The sequence below is a fragment of the Mesorhizobium sp. LSJC269B00 genome, from assembly GCF_000502815.1.
Classification (GTDB): domain Bacteria; phylum Pseudomonadota; class Alphaproteobacteria; order Rhizobiales; family Rhizobiaceae; genus Mesorhizobium.
This window is the reverse complement of sequence record NZ_AYVN01000006.1, coordinates 1-17046: the sequence shown is the minus strand read 5'-3', so window position 1 is coordinate 17046 and position 17046 is coordinate 1. Positions and strand designations below refer to the sequence as shown.

Sequence of the window (17046 nt, the reverse complement as noted above, 5' to 3'; positions counted from 1 at the left end):
AATTCCAGGAAAAGTGTGAAGCGGTTTTCCGTCCGGAATTGCGTCAAAACAAGGAGATAGAGCGGAGCGCCGTGGAACGGCGACCCGCTCTGGTCCGGATGGCTCATGCAGGGAAGGGCAACTCGTCCGCATTTACGGCGCAAAGCTGTGATAGGTTGCGCACACTGGCTCGTGGAGGATGAACATGCGTCTGCAGCACATACTGATCCCCGCCGCACTGGTCTCGCTGGTCGCGGCATCGGCCTGGTCCGAGGAGACCGACCGCTACCGGCTGGAAAAATCCGCCAACGGTTATGTCCGCATGGATACCCAGACCGGCGCCATGTCGATCTGCGAGGAGCGCTCCGGCCAGCTCGTCTGCAAGATGGCCGCCGACGAACGCGCCGCCTTCCAGAACGAAGTCGACCGTTTGCAGGCCTCGATGAAGGCCATGGACGAACGCGTCGCCAGGCTCGAGAACTCGCTGTCCGCCCGCCTCGAATCGAAGCTGCCGAGCGAGGAGGATTTCGACAAGACGATGAGCTATATGGAGCGCATGCTGCGCGGCTTCATGGGCATCGTCAAGGAGTTGGACAAGGACAATGGCGACGGCGCCAAGCTCAACTCGCAAAAGACCTGAGCTGCCCGGCGCAAAGTGCCGTCCGGCCATTGCCGCTTGAAAACAAAGCGCTTCGCCGCATAATCGTCCGATCCCGGAAAGCCGTCAATCGATAACGAAGTTTGGGCAACAACGGGATTTGGGGAGGAACATTTGCCGTCGGGCTACACCTTCGTCATTGCCGACGACCATCCGCTGTTCCGCGGCGCCTTGAAAGAGGCGCTTGCCGGCGTCGGCGATGTCGCCGCCATTCACGAGGCCGGCGATTTCGAAAGCGCCAAGGCGCTGGTCGTGGCCCATGAGGATGTCGACCTCGTGCTGCTCGATCTGTCGATGCCGGGCGCCAGCGGCCTGTCCGGCTTGATCGCGCTGCGCGGCATCCACCCGGCGGTGCCGCTGGTGGTGGTGTCGGCCCACGACGACCCGGTGACCATCCGGCGCGCGCTCGATCTCGGCGCATCCGGCTTCATCTCCAAATCGGCCAGCATGGAGGAAATCCGCAGCGCTGTGCAATCGGTGCTGGCAGGCGATATCGCAGCCCCCGTCGGCATCGACCTCGGCGTCGAGCGCGACCCGGAAATATCGGACCTGATCAAGCGGCTGCAGGCGCTGACACCGCAGCAGACGCGTGTCCTCGGCATGCTTGCCGAAGGCCTGCTCAACAAGCAGATCGCCTACGAGCTCAGCGTCTCCGAAGCGACTGTAAAGGCGCATGTCTCGGCCATCCTGCAGAAACTCGGCGTCGACAGCCGCACCCAGGCGGTGATCCAGCTGTCCAAGATCGGCAGCGATCCGCTGCAGCCGGCGGGCTAAAGCTATTCCAGGAAAAGTGCGTAGCGCTTTCCCTTGGGAATTGCGTAAAACAAAAAGATAGAAACTCTACTCGGCCGCCGACGCCAGCGGCCTGACCCTTGCCATCATCGAACGCAGCACCGCCGGCTTCAGCGGCTTGTTGATCACCGGCACGTCGAGCGCGGCGGCAGCGGCACGGACCTCAGTGGAGCGGTCGGCGGTGACCAGCACGGCCGGCAGGTCGGAACCATGGATGTCACGCAGGCGGGCGATGATGTCGAGGCCGCTTCTGCCATCGAGATGATAGTCGGCAAGCACGATGTCGGGACGATCGGCCTTGGCGAAATCCTCCGAACCCGAAAACGTGCCGATGCTGCAGCCCCAGCCCTCGAGCAGAAGCCGCATGCCGTCGAGGATGCGGGCGTCGTTGTCGATGCACATGACGCGCAGGCCGGCCAGCGAATTCGCGGTGCGGGCAGGCGCCTTCGGCTCGACCTCGCGCCGCGGCGCCTCAACCGCCGCAACCGGCAGGATAACGGAAAAGCGCGTACCCTTGCCCGGGTTGGAAAAGATCTGGATCTCGAGCCGCAGCACCCGCGCGATGCGGTCGACGATGGACAGGCCAAGGCCGAGACCTTCGGCCTCGCGCACGCCTTCGTCCAGCCGGGTGAACTCGTTGAAGACCGTGTTCAGCTTGTCGCCGGCAATGCCGATGCCAGTGTCGATCACCTGGATTTCGGCGAGTTCGCCGCGCCGTCGCACGCCGACCAGGATGCGGCCATGGGGGGTGTATTTGATGGCGTTGGAGACCAGGTTCTGGATCAGCCGGCGCAGCAGGTTGCGGTCCGTCAACACGCTGAGCGACGAGGCTATGATCGTCAGATCGAGTTTCTTTTCGGCGGCGAGCGGCTGAAAATCATTGCCGATCTGGCGCAGCAGCCCGTCCAGGCGGAAGGCGCTGTCATCGGGTTTCATCGCGCCGGCGTCGAGACGGGAAATGTCGAGCACGGCGCCCAGGATCGTCTCGACCGATTCCAGCGAGGATTCGATGTTGATAGCAGCCTTCCCGGCCGGGCCCTTGCCGGCCTTTTCGATCAGCGACGAGCAGTAGAGACGGGCGGCGTTCAGCGGCTGCAGGATGTCGTGGCCAGCGGCGGCGAGGAAGCGCGTCTTGCCCAGATTGGCCTCCTCGGCCAGCATCTGCGCCTGCGCCAGCTCCTCATTGACCCGGGTCAACTCCTCGTTAACCCTAGTCAGTTCGATGGTCCGCGTCTTGACCCGCTGCTCCAGCGATTCATTGGCCCGCTTCAGCGCCAAATCCTGTTCGACGCGTCCTGATATGTCGGCATAAGTGGCGACGATTCCGCCGTCCGGCATCGGGTTGGAGCGCAGTTCGAGGATACGGCCACTGGTCTTCAACTCCATCTGCCATGGGCTGACGAAGCTGGTCAGCCGGTTGAGCATCGCCACGCGCTGGTCGGCCGGAATATCGCCGCGCTCGGCGAGGTGGCGCAGGATGCGGTCGAGCGACACGCCGACCTGGCCCATCTCGTCGGGCAGGTCGAACAGCGCGCGATATTGTCTGTTCCAGCAGATCAGACGAAAATCGCGGTCGAATACGGTGATGCCCTGCTCCATCTGGTCGAGCGCGATCTGCAGCAGGTCGCGATTGTGCTGCAGCGCTTCGGTGGCGTCGTCGAGCAGGCGAAAGGCGTCCTTGGACTCGCGGTCGTTGCGGCGAAACAGCAGCGACAGGATCAGCCGCGCCGAAGACGAGCCGACCGCGCTCGCCAGCAGCTGCTCGGAAAAGCGGATGACATCCATGCTGGCCTGCTCATTGCCGTGCAGCGAGACGCCATTGCTTTTCTCGAAGGATTGGAAGGAGCGCTCGGTGCGCTCGACGCCGAGGTAGCGCGAGATGGTGTCCTTCAGCACGTTGACGGTGATGGCGGTGCGGAAGCGGCGCAGGCTGGGCATCGGGCCGGATTCGCGCGGCACGAAGATCGACGCCTGGATCCGCTCCAGCGGCACTGACGCGCGCGACAGCGAGCCGAGCACGAAGAACAGCGTGTTGACCGACAGGCTCCAGAGCACGCCGTGGTTCAACGGTTCGGCGACGGTGCCGAACAGAGCCTGCGGCCGCAGCGCCTCGAAACCGAACAACCCCTGCACGACGATGTCCGCGTCGGCTGCCGAGAGCGACGGCAAAAGCAGCGTATAGCCCCAGACGAGGATGCCGGCGACCATGCCAAGGGCCGCGCCGCGGCCATTGGCGCCGCGCCAGATCAGCCCGCCGATCAGCGCCGGCGCGAATTGGGCGATTGCCGCGAACGACATCAGGCCGATCGACGACAGCCGCGCCGAGTTGGTGCTTTCGCGGTAGTAGAGGAAGGCGATGAACAACAGGATGAAGATGGCGCCGCGCCGCACGTTGAGGATCAGCGTCGACCAATCCTCATTCTCAGAGGTCGTGGTCTTGAGCAGGCGGCGCACGAACAGCGGGATGACGAGGTCGTTGGAGATCATGATCGACAGCGCCACGCTTTCGACGATCACCATGGCGGTCGCCGCCGACAGCCCACCGATGAAGGCGGCCATGGCGAGGAAGTCATGGCCGCCGAACAAGGGCAGCGCCAGCACATAGAGGTCACTGGTGGTTTTGGCGCCGACCAGCGCCAGGCCGGCGAAGGCGATCGGCAGCACGAACAGGTTTATCGCCACGAGATAGAGCGGAAACACCCAGGTCGCGGTGCGCAGTTCGGCCTCGCCGCGGTTCTCGACGATGGTGACGTAGAACTGGCGCGGCAGCATGATGATGGCAAAGCCGCTCAGGCAAGTCAGCACCAGCCAGGTGGCGAGCGAGGTGTTGTAGCCCATGGCTTGCCGCACCTGGCTGTTTTCGGCCAGCTTGTCGATCATGTCGCCCGGGCCGCCGAAGATCAGGAAGGTGACCATCAGGCCGATCGCCAGGAAGGCGGCGAGCTTGACTACGGTTTCGACCGCCACCGCCAGCACCAGCCCGTCCTGGTGCTCGGTGGCGTCGGCATGGCGGGTGCCGAACAGCACCGCAAACAGCGCCAAGAGCATGGCCACCACCAGCGAGATGTCGCTGACGAAGGGATCGAAGGAGGGCGGCGATCCCGTATAATGCTCGACCATCAGGCCGACCGAACCGGAGATCGCCTTCAATTGCAGTGCGATATAGGGCACCGCGCCGATGGTGGCGATCAGCGTGGCGATCGCCGAGACGGCAAAGCTCTTGCCGTAGCGCGCGCCGAGGAAGTCGGCGATCGAGGTGATCTTCTCGCTCTTGGCCAGCCGCACGATGCGATTGAGCAGCGGAAAGCCGAACACGAACACCATCACCGGCCCGGTGTAGATGCCCAAAAATTCGAGGCCGCGCTCGGACGACAGGCCGACCGAGCCGAAGAAGGTCCAGGAGGTGCAGTAGATGGCGAGGCTGAGCGCATAGATGAAGGGCCGGGCGCGGCCGGGTCCCAGCGCCGTTGAACGCCGGTCGCCGAGGCTGGCGATGACGAACAGCAGCGTTACATAGGCGACCGCAATGATGACGATGAACCAGCCCTGCACGGCCCGAAAATCCTCCTCGGCCAGCTTTCACCCCGGCCTGCCCAGAGGCAATCACAGCTCTAAGGTCAAGTCCATCGCGGCTTTCCGGCGCATGGCCGCGACGCCGCCCTGTCGAACCGTGACCCAAGGTAAGGAGAAAGCGGTGTTTTCCAGCTTTTGCTTCTGTTGCAACCGCAGGTTTTTGTTATGGTGCGCACGGGCCGACGCCGGAGGGACGGCGGCAGCGCGGTCCGTCATGACAAGGAGGGTCGAATGCTGAAAGAATTCCAGGAATTCATTTCCAAAGGAAATGTGATGGACCTTGCGGTCGGCGTCATCATCGGCGCGGCCTTCAGCAAGATCGTCGATTCTCTTGTCAACGACATCATCATGCCTTTCATCGGCGCACTTGGTGGCGTCGACTTTTCCAACTACTTCATAGGCCTCTCATCAACAGTGCATTCGACCAATCTTGCCGACGCGCGTAAGGAAGGCGCGGTGTTCGCCTACGGCAATTTTATCACCGTGGCGCTGAATTTCGTCATCCTGGCTTTCATCATCTTCCTGATGGTCAAGGCCGTGAACAACATGCGCAAGCGGCTCGAGCGCGAGAAGCCGGCCGCACCTGCGCCTCCGCCACCGGCCGACGTCGCTTTGCTCACCGAAATTCGCGATCTCCTCGCCAGGAAATAGACAAGGCCAGATTTCTGGACCAAAACCCCGGTCGTTCGCGGCCGGGGTTTTCTGTTGCCGCATCTGCTAAGAGCATCCGCCAATGCATGTCGCCCACAAGTGCGCAGCGGTTCTGGATAATGACATGCATCAAAGCAGACATCAAAACGGACCTGTTCATGACCCTGATCGATAGCTTGCGCGCCGAAGCGGTGGCCGCCCCCGAAAGCGGCATTGTCGCCGTCGTCAATTACGGCCGTACGCGCGAGGGCATGATCCCGCTCTGGGCCGGTGAAGGCGATTTGCCGACGCCCGCCTTCATTTCGGAAGCCGCCGCCAAGGGGCTCGCCAATGGCGAGACCTTCTATACCTGGCAGAAAGGCATTCCGGAGCTGAGGCAAGCGCTTTCTCGCTACTATGCCAGGCATTTCGGCAAGAGCTTCGCCGAAGAGGAATTCATCGCCACCGGTTCCGGCATGCATGCCATTCAGTTGGCATTAGCAGCGGTCGCCGGCAGCGGCGACGAGGTGGTCTATCTCTCCCCGGCCTGGCCGAATTTCGCCGCCGCCGCCGGTATTTCCGGCGCTACCCCGGTTGCGGTCACGCTCGACCAGTCCGGCAATGGCTGGTCCTGCGATGTCGACAAGATTGCAGCTGCGGTGACGCCGCGCACCAAGGCGCTGTTCGTCAACACGCCATCGAACCCGACCGGCTGGACGGCCGATAAGGAAACGCTGCAGGCGATCCTGAATCTCGCCCGCGAAAAGGGCCTGTGGATCATCGCCGACGAGATCTATTCGCTGTTCCACTACGGCCACGGCCGTGCGCCGTCCTTCCTCGACATTTCGACCGCGGAAGACCGCATCCTGTTCGTCAACTCCTTTTCCAAGAACTGGGCGATGACCGGCTGGCGCGTCGGCTGGATCAAGACCCATCCCGAGCTGCAGCAGGTGTTCGAGAACCTGATCCAGTATTCGACCTCAGGCGTCGCCCAGTTCATGCAGCGCGGCGCCGTCGCGGCGCTGGACCACGGTGATGCCTTCATCGTCGAGCAGGTGGAGCGCGCCAGGAAAGCGCGCGACCTGGTCTGCGATATTCTCGGCGCAACCGGCAAAGCGCGCTTCACCGTGCCGCAAGGCGCGTTCTATTTGTTTTTCACGGTCGACGGCATCACCGATCCGCGCCGGGCTGCTTTCGACATCGTCGACAAGGCCAATGTCGGCCTGGCGCCGGGCACCGCCTTCGGCCCTGGCGGAGAGGCGTTTTTGCGCCTGTGCTTCCACCGCCGCCTCGACCATCTCGAGGAAGCGGCACATCGCTTGGCGGGATGGATGAGGACGGTTTGAGATAAATGGCCGGCGGCTTCAGCCGCCCGACTTCGGCACCAGCAGCGGCACAATCCGGTCGCTCTTGGCGACAGTGGGCCGTCCGGCGGAGCCGTAGGGAATGCCGAGCGCATCCCATGTCTCGATCAGCGCGTCCTGAAGTCCCGCAATCAGCGCATCGGTATGGAACGGCGTCGGGGTGATGCGCAGCCGCTCGGTGCCGCGCGGCACGGTCGGATAGTTGATCGGCTGGATGTAGATGCCGTGCACGCCGAGCAGACGGTCGCTGGCCATCTTGCAGAGTTCGGGGTCACCGACCAGCACCGGCACGATGTGTGTCGGCGATTCCATCACCGGCAGGCCGGCTGCAGACAGAACCTCCTTGGTCCGCGACGCCTGGCGCTGCTGCGCATCGCGCTCGGCTTGCGACCGCTTGAGGTGGCGGATGGACGTGGTGGCGGCGGCGGCGATCGCCGGCGGCAGCGCCGTGGTGAAGATGAAGCCCGGCGCATAGGAGCGTACCGCGTCGATGACTGCGCTGTTGCCGGCGATATAGCCGCCCAGCGTGCCGAACGCCTTGGCCAGCGTGCCTTCGATGATGTCGATGCGGTCGGCCAGCCCCTCGCGCTCGGTGATGCCGCCGCCGCGCGGTCCGTACATGCCGACGGCATGGACCTCGTCAATATAGGTCATGGCGTTGTAGCGTTCGGCGAGCTCGACGATCTGCTTGATCGGCGCGATGTCGCCATCCATCGAATAGACGCTCTCGAACACGATCAGCTTGGCGCGTTCGCGGCCCGCCACCTGTAGCAGGCTTTCGAGATGCGCGACGTCGTTGTGGCGGAAAATCTTCTTTTCGGCACCCGAGCGCCGCACGCCTTCGATCATCGAGGCATGGTTGAGCTCGTCCGAAATGATCAGGCAATTGGGCAAAAGCCGCGCAATGGTCGAGATCGAGGCCTCGTTGGAGACGAAGCCGGAGGTGAAGACGAGCGCGGCTTCCTTGTCGTGCAGGTCGGCCAGTTCCAGCTCAAGCTCGACCAACGGGTTCGAGGTGCCGGAAATGTTGCGGGTGCCGCCGGCGCCCGAACCCATCTTGCCGGCCGCGTTCTGGAAAGCGGCGATGACATCGGGGTTCTGGCCCATGCCGAGATAGTCGTTGGAGCACCAGACGGTGATTTCCTCGGCGCGGCCGTTGGAACGCCAGATAGCGCGCGGAAACTTGCCGACAATGCGCTCGAGATCGGCGAAAACCCGGTAGCGCCGCTCGGCGTGGAGCTGATCGATCGCTTCCTCGAAGAACCGCTGATAGTTCATGTCGCCTTCCCAGTTTTGCGCGGGATCATAATCGTTGGCCCATTCGTCGTCCACCGGGCCGTTTTGGTCAAAATGCCACGCCCCAAGCCTGTTCCTAACGATGCCAGATCGTGGCCTATTCCCTTGATGTGGATCAATTTTGTTTCCGTACGATGCCACAGGCCGGTGAGACTGTTACGGATTTAACATTCAGGCGTTTCTAATGGCCTTGCCGCAGGCTTTCCAGTAAGGCGGTGATTGAGACAGTTTCCGATAAATCATGAGTAAAAGAGGACACGGATGACGGTTTTGGTAACGGGCGGCGCCGGTTATATCGGCAGCCACATGGTCTGGGAACTGCTGGATGCCGGCGAGAGCGTCGTCGTTCTCGACCGCCTTTCCACCGGCTTCGAATGGGCGGTAGCGCCGGAAGCCAAGCTTGTCGTCGGCGATGTCGCCGATAGGGAATTGGTCGGCCAGATCATCCGGGATAACGAGGTCGACGCGATCATCCACTTCGCCGGTTCCATCGTGGTGCCGGAGTCGGTTGCCGACCCGCTCGCTTATTACGAGAATAACACCTCCAAGACCCGCACGCTGATCGAAACCGCGGTGCGCGAGGGCGTGCCGCATTTCATCTTCTCCTCGACCGCCGCCGTCTATGGCGGCGCCGGCCTGGAGCCGGTGCGCGAGGATGCCCGCCTGGCGCCGGAATCGCCCTACGGCCTGTCCAAGCTGATGAGCGAATGGATGCTGCGCGATGCAGCGCTTGCGCATCCCTTGCGCTACACGGCCCTGCGCTACTTCAACGTCGCCGGCGCCGACCCCAGGGGCCGGACGGGTCAGTCGACGCCTGGCGCCACGCATCTGATCAAGGTCGCCTGCGAGACCGCGCTCGGCAAACGCCCCTTCATGCAGGTGTTCGGCACCGATTATCCGACGCCGGACGGCACCTGCATGCGCGATTATATCCATGTCAGCGACCTGGCCGCGGCCCACCGGCTGGCGCTGCAGCGCCTGCGCGCCGGCGGCGGCAGCCTCGTCGCCAATTGCGGCTACAGCCACGGCTATTCGGTGCTCGAGGTCATCGACAGCGTGCGGCGCGCCTTCGGCCGGGATTTCGAGGTCAAGACGGGCGACCGGCGCCCCGGCGACGCCGCCGCCGTGGTTGCCAATTCGGACCTTGCACGCGCCGAACTCGGCTGGACCCCGCAACGCGACGACCTTGACCAGATCGTCGCCGATGCGCTCGCCTGGGAGCGCATCCTCACCGGCAAGAACTCCGCGCGAGGCTGAGCCGGGCACTTCCGAGGGCTCGCAAGGCGCGCGGCGAAGCGCTATTGAAGGCATTGGCGATGCGGCGTGGAGGCGCTGCGCCGCGAAGAGGGGGTGGCATGAAGATAACGGTGCTTGGAGCCGGTGTTGTCGGTACCGCGGCCGCGTATTATCTGGCCGCCGACGGCCATGAGGTCACCGTGATCGAGCGCCATCCGGCGCCGGCGCGCGGCACCAGCCAGTCCAATGCCGGTCTGGTGTCGCCGGGCGACGCCACCGCCTGGGCCTCCCCGGCGGCGCTGAAGACCTTCCTGCGCGCGCTCTGGAACCATGATCTCGGCATCAAGGTCAGGCTGCGCTTCGATCCCTATTTCCTCGCCTGGAGCCTGCGCTTCCTGCGCCAGTGCACGGTGGCGCGCCTGCGCGCCAACAGCCAGGTCAAACTGCGCCTGGCGCTCTATTCGCGCGACTGCATCAACGCGCTCTCCGACGCCACCGGCATCCACTATGACGAGCGCAAGAAGGGCATTCTTTATTTCTTCCGCTCGCAGCACAGTCTCGACACCGGCACCGACAACTACCAGTTTCTGGCGAAGCATGGCCTGCAGATCGAGATCGTCGGCCGCGACCGGCTGGTCGAACTTGAGCCCGGGCTCGCCGGAGTGAAGGAAAAGATCGCCGGCGGCGTTTATTCGCCAATCGACCAGACCGGCGATTCCAGGATATTCGTCGATGGGCTGGCCGCCTATGCCGCCGAAAAGCTCGGCGTCAGATTCCTGTTCGACACCACGGTCGAGGGGCTCGACATAGAAGGCGATCGGGTGCGTGCGGTCATGACATCGGCCGGCCCGGTGACGGGCGACGCCGTCGTCATCGCCATGGGCCCCGAGAGCGGCCTGATCGGCCGCCGCTACGGTATCGACCTGCCCGTCTATCCGGTTAAAGGCTATAGCGCGACCATCCCGCTGGAGGACGAGAGCAAGGGACCGACCATGGGCGGCGCCGACGAGGACCGGCTGGTTGGTTACTCCAGGCTCGGAAACCGCCTGCGCATGTCCTCGACAGCCGAGTTCACCGGCTTCGACCGCAGCTTCAAGCTCAGCGACTTCAAGTCCATGCTGAGCACCGGCAAAGACCTTTTCCCCGGCGCTTTCGACGAGAAGAAGGCGCTGTTGTGGGCAGGTCTGCGACCGATGATGCCCAACTCGGTGCCGGTCATCGGCAAGGCGAAATACAAGAACCTTTACCTCGACACCGGCCACGGCCATGTCGGCTGGACCATGGCCTGCGGCTCGGGCAAGTTCCTGGCCGACCTCGTCGCCGGCCGCAAGCCGGAGATCGACCCGCAAGGGCTGGTCTACGGGAACTGAGGGAGCTCTAGTCGTCGTGTTGGCATCGAGTCCATTCGTCGTGCACCCATTCGGCAAGCCATCCGCGCTCAAGCTGGCCAATCTGTGCCAAGTTTTCCTGCCTGGCGGTCAAATGGCCGAGACCGATAACTTCGAAACCTCCGCAGTCCGCGGGATGATCATGTTCGCCGCAGGTCAGTTGCCACTCACCATCGAAATGATGAACGACCAGCGTCACCGGCCTCTCCGATCGAAAGACGTGCCCACATACAATTGCTCTGGTTTCCAACATTGAGACCGTCACTGCGCAAAGTTTGACAAATATCGTACGACGATCTGGAAGATGCATCCGACTGACAGATTCTACAAACCCTGAGTGACGAAATGTCGGGACCGCAAGTCGCTATCGACCTTGGCCGCATCGAGCGCAACGCCCGCACCATCGTCGAACGCTGCGCATTGTCTGATATCAAGGTATTCGGTGTCACCAAGGGCACATGCGGCATGCCGCAGGTGGCGCGGGCCATGCTGCGCGGCGGTGTTGCCGGCATCGCGGAATCGCGTTTTGAGAACATTCGGCGGCTGCGCGACAGCGGCATCAATGCGCCGGTCATGCTGCTGCGCAGCCCGCCCATGGCGCGCGTCGAGGAGGTCGTGCGCACCGTCGACATCAGCCTGCAGTCGGAACTGACCACCATCCGCGAGATATCGCGCATTGCCGAGCGCATGGGCCGCGTCCACGACATCATGCTGATGATCGATCTCGGCGATCTCCGCGAAGGCATCTGGCCAAGCGACCTGATCCCCACCGTCGAGCAGATCCTGGAATTCAAGGGCGTGCGCATCGCCGGCATCGGCACCAATCTCGGCTGCTTCGGCGCCATAATGCCGACCCCGGAGAACCTTGGCCAACTCGTCGCCCATGCCTACAAGACTGAGCGCCTGTCCGGCAAAAGCCTCGACTTCATTTCCGGCGGCGCCTCGTCATCGCTGACGCTGCTGCTCGAAGGCAAGCTGCCGCCCGGCATCAACAATCTGCGCGTGGGCGAGGCGATCCTGCAAGGCGGTGTCGAAACCTTTCGCGACGTGCCGTGGCCCGAACTCGAACCCGATGCCTGCCGGCTGACCAGCGACATCATCGAGGTCAAACTCAAGCCTTCGCGGCCGATCGGCACATCCGGCTACGACGCCTTCGGCAACCAGCCGGTCTTTGCCGACGAGGGCGACCGGCTGCGCGCCATCGCCAATATAGGCCGCGAGGACGTGCTGGTGGAAGGGCTGACGCCGATCGCCAAAGGGGTGAGGGTGCTCGGCGCTTCCAGCGACCATCTGCTGCTCGATGTGCAGGATGCCGATCCGCGACCCACCGTCGGCGACCGCGTCGCCTTCCGCATGAATTATGGCGCCATGCTTCTGGCGATGACCTCGGAATATGTCGAGAAGGCGCCGATGCACGACGTCGCGGATTTCTCCGGCCGCAAGATGGTGTCGATCTCGGCCGAACCGGAAGCCGGCGGGATTATCGCCCGCGAGGGAACCGGCGCGCGGCTGGAGGCAATGAATTTCGACGTGGTCGAACTCGCCGACGTCGAGCGGCCGCCCTCGGGCCTCGTCCGTCTCGCCGCCGGCGCAGATCGCCGTATCGCCCACAAGGCGCTGACCGCAACGGCGCGGGCGACGCATTCCTTTGGCCTGATCTGGATCGATTCCCTCGCCGCCCTGATGCCCGAGGACGAGGAGGCCGAAGACATGCCTGAAGTCTCGGTGCTGGCCCGCGCGCTCGGTCTCGATCACAAGCCCGGCGCGCTGCAGCCGCAGCTGTCGCCGGAAAATGTCGTCATCGTGGGCCTGCGCCATGCCGATCCGGCGGAGGCAAGGGTGCTCAAGGATTCGCGTGTCTCGGCCTTCACCATGACCGACATCGACGCCATGGGCATGCGCGACCTCATGCACGAGGCGATCCGCATCGCCACCTCGGGCACGCAAGGCTTCCATCTCAGCTATTCGCCGACGGCGACCGAATTTACCGGCTGGGCTGCGGGCTCGGGCGGGCTGACGGTGCGCGAGACGCATCAGGCAATGGAGGCGATCTCGCTGTCCGGCGGTCTGCTGTCGATGGATGTTTCCGGGCTGACCGCCGGTCTGGAGCCGCGGATCGGCGCCGACGCCGTCAACTTCGTCATGTCGGCCTTTGGCAAGCGGATTTTGTGATCAGCCTTGCGCGTCGACTGCCGCGCGCCACGCGGTGACATAGGCCGCCCAGACCGGGTCGGTCTGCGGCTCAATTCTTTCGCCCTTGCCGTGCGTCACTGGCTGATCGGATGCGAGCAGTGCCGCGCCGATGCTGGTGCCGGTGGCCGCCTCGGAGGCGATGACGATGCGCGCGGTCGCTGCCGCCAGCATGCCGACAAAGAGCCGGTTGCGAGCAAACGGTCCTTCCACGGTGGTCGGGCCGTCGGCGCCGATCAGCTCGAGGCAGGTCGCCGTCATCAGTGCCAGATAGAAGGAAATGGCGGCGAACCGCTCGCCTTTGCTGATGCCGTCGGCATCAAGCCATGCCGCGGCATGGTGCGGGAACGGTCCCGATCCCTGCTGCGTAGAAGGTAAAAGCAGCATTTTTCCGGTCAGAACGGCCAGCACCTCGCTGCCGCTGCAGTCCTGCGGCTTGTCCTTGGTCAGCTGGGAAAACTCGCGGCCACCCATGAACCGCGCCGAGGGCACGGGAGCGCCAAGCGCGCTGACATTGACCAGCGTGTCGCGCGCAGCATCGAGCGCAATCTCTCTGCCGCCGACCGCCATCGATACCACCCAGGTGCCGGTCGAGACGACCGAGAAGGGCGGCTCGTCGGACAGAAGATGCGGCAATAGGGAGGCGTTGGAATCGTGCAGGCCACAGAATACCGGGGTCTGCGGATCGAGCCCGGTGCGCGCGGCAAGCGCCGGCAGGATCGGGCCGAGCTGGTCCCTGGCCGGCCGCACCGGCGCCATCAGCCTGCGCCAATCCAGCCTGTCGACCATCGAGGAAAAGTCCGCCTCCCAAGGGCTCCACAGATCGGTGTGGCAGCCGAGCGAGGTTACCTCGTTGGCGGCAACGCCGGTCAGGCGCAGCGCCCAGTATTGCGGATACATCAGCATCGCGGCGGCCTTGGCGAATTCGGTGGGGAAACGCTTCTCAAGCCAGAAGAATTGCGCGCCGAGATTGAGACCGACCGGCAGGCGCGGTGTACCGGTTTCGGCGAAGGGCGGACGAACAGCATCATACTCCGCCGCCAACCTGTCGGGGCCATCGAACTCATAGTCTAGGACAGGCAGCACCAGCTCGCCCGAGGCGTCGACCAGCACGCCGGTCGCACCATGCGTGGTGATCGAAATCGCGTCGATACGCTGTTCGCGGTCGAGGCTGGCAAGGCTGTTGAGGATAAACGTCCACAGCGCCTCGACATCGTGATGCGGATAGGGCGCTTGTCGCAGCGGCGCGTTCGCCATGCGGCGCAACCCCACCTCGCTCAGCGTGACGAGATCGACCAGCGCCACCTTGGCGTTGGTCTTGCCGATGTCGATGACGGCGATGTGGCGCAGCGCACTCATGCCATATGGAACATTGTTTCCAGGGGGATGGCCACCGGTTGGTTGTCCGGCCTGGTCTCCATGATGTCGGCCATGTGCGCCCACCAGCGCTGCATCACCGGATGCTTCGGCAGGTCGGCCATGCCATGGTCGTCGCGCCGCCACAGCACGCCGAACAGGATGTTGGTGTCTTCATCGAGATGGATCGAATAATCGGCGACGCCGGCCTCTCTCAGCAGCGCCACCAGCGACGGCCAGATCTCATCGTGGCGCTTTTTGTACTCGGCTTTCATGCCGGGTTTGAGCTGCATCTTGAAGGCGTATTTCTCGGGCATCAGCTGTTACCACGCAGCCGTCGCCAGATGATCGGCAGCGCGATGACGAAGATCAAGAGCAGGCCGATGAAGATCGACATGACGATGCCGGGCACGTTGAGCAGGCCGAGGCCGAAGGTCACCAGCCCCATGATAAAGGCGGCGAGCACGACGCCAACAATGCTGCCGGAGCCGCCCAGAATGCTGACGCCGCCCAGCACCACCATGGTGATGACCTCAAGCTCGTAACCCTGCGCGATGGACGGTCGCGTCGAGCCGAGCCGCGAGGTGATCAGCACCGAGGCGATGCCGGCCATCAGCCCTGTCAGGCAAAACAGGATGAATTTGATGCGGCCGACGCGAACGCCGGAAAACTGTGCCGCGACCGGATTGTTGCCGATGGCAAAGACACGGCGGCCGAAGCTGGTGCGATGCAGCAGGAACCAGTAGGCGACGGCCGCGAGGAGGAAGAGCACCAGTTCGAACGACACCACCCACCAGACGTAACCCTGGCCGAAGAAGGCGAAGCTCTCGGGATAGCCCTTGTAGGCCTGGTCACCGAGGATGATGAAGGCAATGCCGCGAAACAGGCTCATCGTGCCGATGGTAACGACGATGGACGGCAGGCCGAGCCTCGTCACCAACAGCCCGTTGAAGGCGCCGCAACCGAGCCCGACGACGATGCCGATAGCCACCAGCACCGGCGTGTCGGCGCCGGCCTGTACCGCCATGCCCATCATGGTCGAGGCGAGCGCGATGATGGCGGCGACCGACAGGTCAATCTCGCCCGAAATGATCAGCAGCGCCATGGCGAAGGCGATCAGGCCTTTTTCGGTGAAATTGAAGGTCAGGTCCGACAGCGAATAGGCATCTAGGAAATAGGGTGAGGCGAAACTGTTGATGGCGAAGATGGCGACGGCCACGACGACCAGCAGCGCTTCCCAGGAAAAGATCGCTGAGGAGAGCGGCCTGTCGAGCCGGTCGGGAATGTGGCGCGGGGCGGGGGTGTCGGTCATGCAGCTTCCGCTTTCCTCAGGATGATCCGTCCCTGCTGGCGTTCGCCGCGCGCGTTGAGCACGACGGCCAGGATGATGGCGCTGCCTGAAATCGCCATCTGCCAGAAGGGCGAGATGTTGATCACCGGCAGTGCGTTGGAGATGATGCCGAGGAACAGCGCCCCTAACACCGCGCCCCCGACCGAGCCGATGCCGCCGGCAATCGAAATGCCGCCGATGACGCAGGCGGCGATGATATTGAGTTCATAGCCATTGGCGACCTCGACCGAGGCGATGACATAACGAGAAATCCAGAGATAACCGGCGAGCCCGCCGATCATGCCGGAAATGCAGAAGACGATGAATTTGGTTCGGCCGACATCGATGCCGGCATAGACGGACGCCGTCGGGTTGACGCCGATGGCATAGATCGAACGGCCAAGCGCGGTTCGCGTCATCACCACGAAGAACAGCGCGATGACCAGTATGGCGATCCAGGACAGAACCGGAATGCCCAGGAAAGCTGCGCGCTGGAAGCCGATGAAGTCCGGGCTCATCTTGTCGGCATTGACCCAGGCGCCGCCGGAGAGGACGAAGGTGGCGCCGCGATAGATGGTGAGCGTGCCCAATGTCACCACGATCGAAGGGATGTTCAGCCGCCACACCAGCAGGCCGTTGATGGCGCCGAGCACCAGTCCGACGGCCAGCGCAATGACGATCAGCAGCGGGATCGGGATCGCCGGATGCGCGGCGTTCAGCATCGCCACCACCATGCCGGTGAAGCACAGGTTGGAGGCCATCGACAGGTCGATCGAGCGGGTCAGGATGACGACCATCTGTCCCAGCGCCAGGATCATCAGGATCGAGGTGTCGTTGAACACCTGGGCGAGATTGCCGGGGTCGGCAAAGGCCGGGAAGCGCGTCGAGATCAGAGCAATCAAAACGACGATCGCCGCTGCCAGCCAGATCTCGCGGAATTTCAGGAGAGCCTTCATGCCGCGATCCCCGCTGCCGTCCGGACCAGCGTTTCGGCGTCCAGCCCCTTATTATCGTAGACCGCCGCAACCAGCCCTTCGCGCATGACGACGACGCGGTCGGACATGCCCAGAATCTCCGGCAGTTCCGACGACACCATGATCACCGACAGGCCCTGCGCGACGAGCTCCGCCATGAAGCCGTGCACGGCGGCCTTGGAGCCGATGTCGATGCCCTTGGTCGGCTCGTCCAGGATGATCACCTTGGGCGCTGTCGCCAGCCATTTGGCGATGACGATCTTCTGCTGGTTGCCGCCCG

15 protein-coding genes are annotated in these 17046 nt (G+C 63.7%); 7 read left to right on the top strand and 8 right to left on the bottom strand.

The genetic code is table 11. The features are described from left to right. Positions 1–184 precede the first annotated feature (184 nt). Entirely contained in the window at positions 185–619 is a 435-nt protein-coding gene (locus X771_RS147800) for a hypothetical protein (RefSeq protein ID WP_023688679.1), read from the top strand. A gap of 132 nt (positions 620–751) precedes the next feature. Then, the gene (locus X771_RS147805; protein ID WP_023688678.1) at positions 752–1411 is read left to right on the top strand and encodes a response regulator transcription factor; all 660 of its coding nucleotides are present in this window, start codon (positions 752–754) and stop codon (positions 1409–1411) included. 66 nt (positions 1412–1477) lie between these two features. Here the strand turns inward: X771_RS147805 and X771_RS147810 are convergent, their stop codons facing one another. Further along, the gene (locus tag X771_RS147810; RefSeq protein WP_023688677.1) at positions 1478–4981 is read right to left on the bottom strand and encodes a PAS domain-containing hybrid sensor histidine kinase/response regulator; all 3504 of its coding nucleotides are present in this window, start codon (positions 4979–4981) and stop codon (positions 1478–1480) included. A gap of 252 nt (positions 4982–5233) precedes the next feature. Here X771_RS147810 and mscL point away from each other — a divergent pair, with 252 nt between their 5' ends. Together mscL and X771_RS147825 are read left to right on the top strand one after the other, a co-directional pair. Next, entirely contained in the window at positions 5234–5653 is a 420-nt protein-coding gene (gene mscL / locus X771_RS147820) for a large conductance mechanosensitive channel protein MscL (protein WP_023688675.1), read from the top strand. Positions 5654–5811: 158 nt separating this feature from the next. Then, the gene (locus X771_RS147825) at positions 5812–6978 is read left to right on the top strand and encodes a pyridoxal phosphate-dependent aminotransferase (RefSeq protein ID WP_023688674.1); all 1167 of its coding nucleotides are present in this window, start codon (positions 5812–5814) and stop codon (positions 6976–6978) included. A gap of 18 nt (positions 6979–6996) precedes the next feature. On the opposite strand, the gene hemA is transcribed toward X771_RS147825, so the two are convergent. Beyond that, complete coding sequence (gene hemA, locus X771_RS147830; RefSeq protein WP_023688673.1) at positions 6997–8274, bottom strand: 5-aminolevulinate synthase; 1278 nt, start codon at positions 8272–8274, stop codon at positions 6997–6999. 279 nt (positions 8275–8553) lie between these two features. Between hemA and galE the strand changes: the two genes are divergently transcribed. Together galE and X771_RS147840 are read left to right on the top strand one after the other, a co-directional pair. Beyond that, complete coding sequence (gene galE, locus X771_RS147835; RefSeq protein ID WP_023688672.1) at positions 8554–9549, top strand: UDP-glucose 4-epimerase GalE; 996 nt, start codon at positions 8554–8556, stop codon at positions 9547–9549. Positions 9550–9647: 98 nt separating this feature from the next. Then, complete coding sequence (locus tag X771_RS147840) at positions 9648–10898, top strand: D-amino acid dehydrogenase (protein WP_023688671.1); 1251 nt, start codon at positions 9648–9650, stop codon at positions 10896–10898. A gap of 7 nt (positions 10899–10905) precedes the next feature. On the opposite strand, the gene X771_RS147845 is transcribed toward X771_RS147840, so the two are convergent. After that, entirely contained in the window at positions 10906–11115 is a 210-nt protein-coding gene (locus X771_RS147845; protein WP_023688670.1) for a hypothetical protein, read from the bottom strand. A 146-nt stretch (positions 11116–11261) separates the two neighbouring features. On the opposite strand from X771_RS147845, the gene X771_RS147850 reads away from it, so the two are divergent. Continuing rightward, the gene (locus X771_RS147850) at positions 11262–13088 is read left to right on the top strand and encodes an alanine racemase (RefSeq protein WP_023688669.1); all 1827 of its coding nucleotides are present in this window, start codon (positions 11262–11264) and stop codon (positions 13086–13088) included. Here X771_RS147850 and X771_RS147855 read toward each other — a convergent pair whose 3' ends face one another. From X771_RS147855 to X771_RS0134305, 5 genes are all read right to left on the bottom strand, one after another. Next, a complete protein-coding gene (locus X771_RS147855; protein ID WP_023688668.1) occupies positions 13089–14465 on the bottom strand; it encodes an FGGY-family carbohydrate kinase in 1377 nt (458 codons plus the stop codon). It abuts the gene before it with no gap. Continuing rightward, the gene (gene rhaM / locus X771_RS147860) at positions 14462–14779 is read right to left on the bottom strand and encodes an L-rhamnose mutarotase (RefSeq protein WP_023681927.1); all 318 of its coding nucleotides are present in this window, start codon (positions 14777–14779) and stop codon (positions 14462–14464) included. The genes X771_RS147855 and rhaM overlap by 4 nt, the downstream gene beginning before the upstream one ends. Beyond that, positions 14779–15774: an ABC transporter permease gene (locus tag X771_RS147865; RefSeq protein ID WP_023688667.1), complete on the bottom strand. Its 996-nt coding sequence runs from the start codon at positions 15772–15774 to the stop codon at positions 14779–14781. Before X771_RS147865 ends, rhaM begins: the two co-directional genes overlap by 1 nt. Then, on the bottom strand, positions 15771–16748 hold the full coding sequence (locus X771_RS147870) for an ABC transporter permease (RefSeq protein ID WP_023681925.1): 978 nt from the start codon (positions 16746–16748) through the stop codon (positions 15771–15773). The genes X771_RS147865 and X771_RS147870 overlap by 4 nt, the downstream gene beginning before the upstream one ends. Next, on the bottom strand, positions 16745–17046 hold a 302-nt coding region (locus X771_RS0134305), incomplete at its 5' end, for an ATP-binding cassette domain-containing protein (RefSeq protein WP_031202773.1). The genes X771_RS0134305 and X771_RS147870, both read right to left, overlap by 4 nt.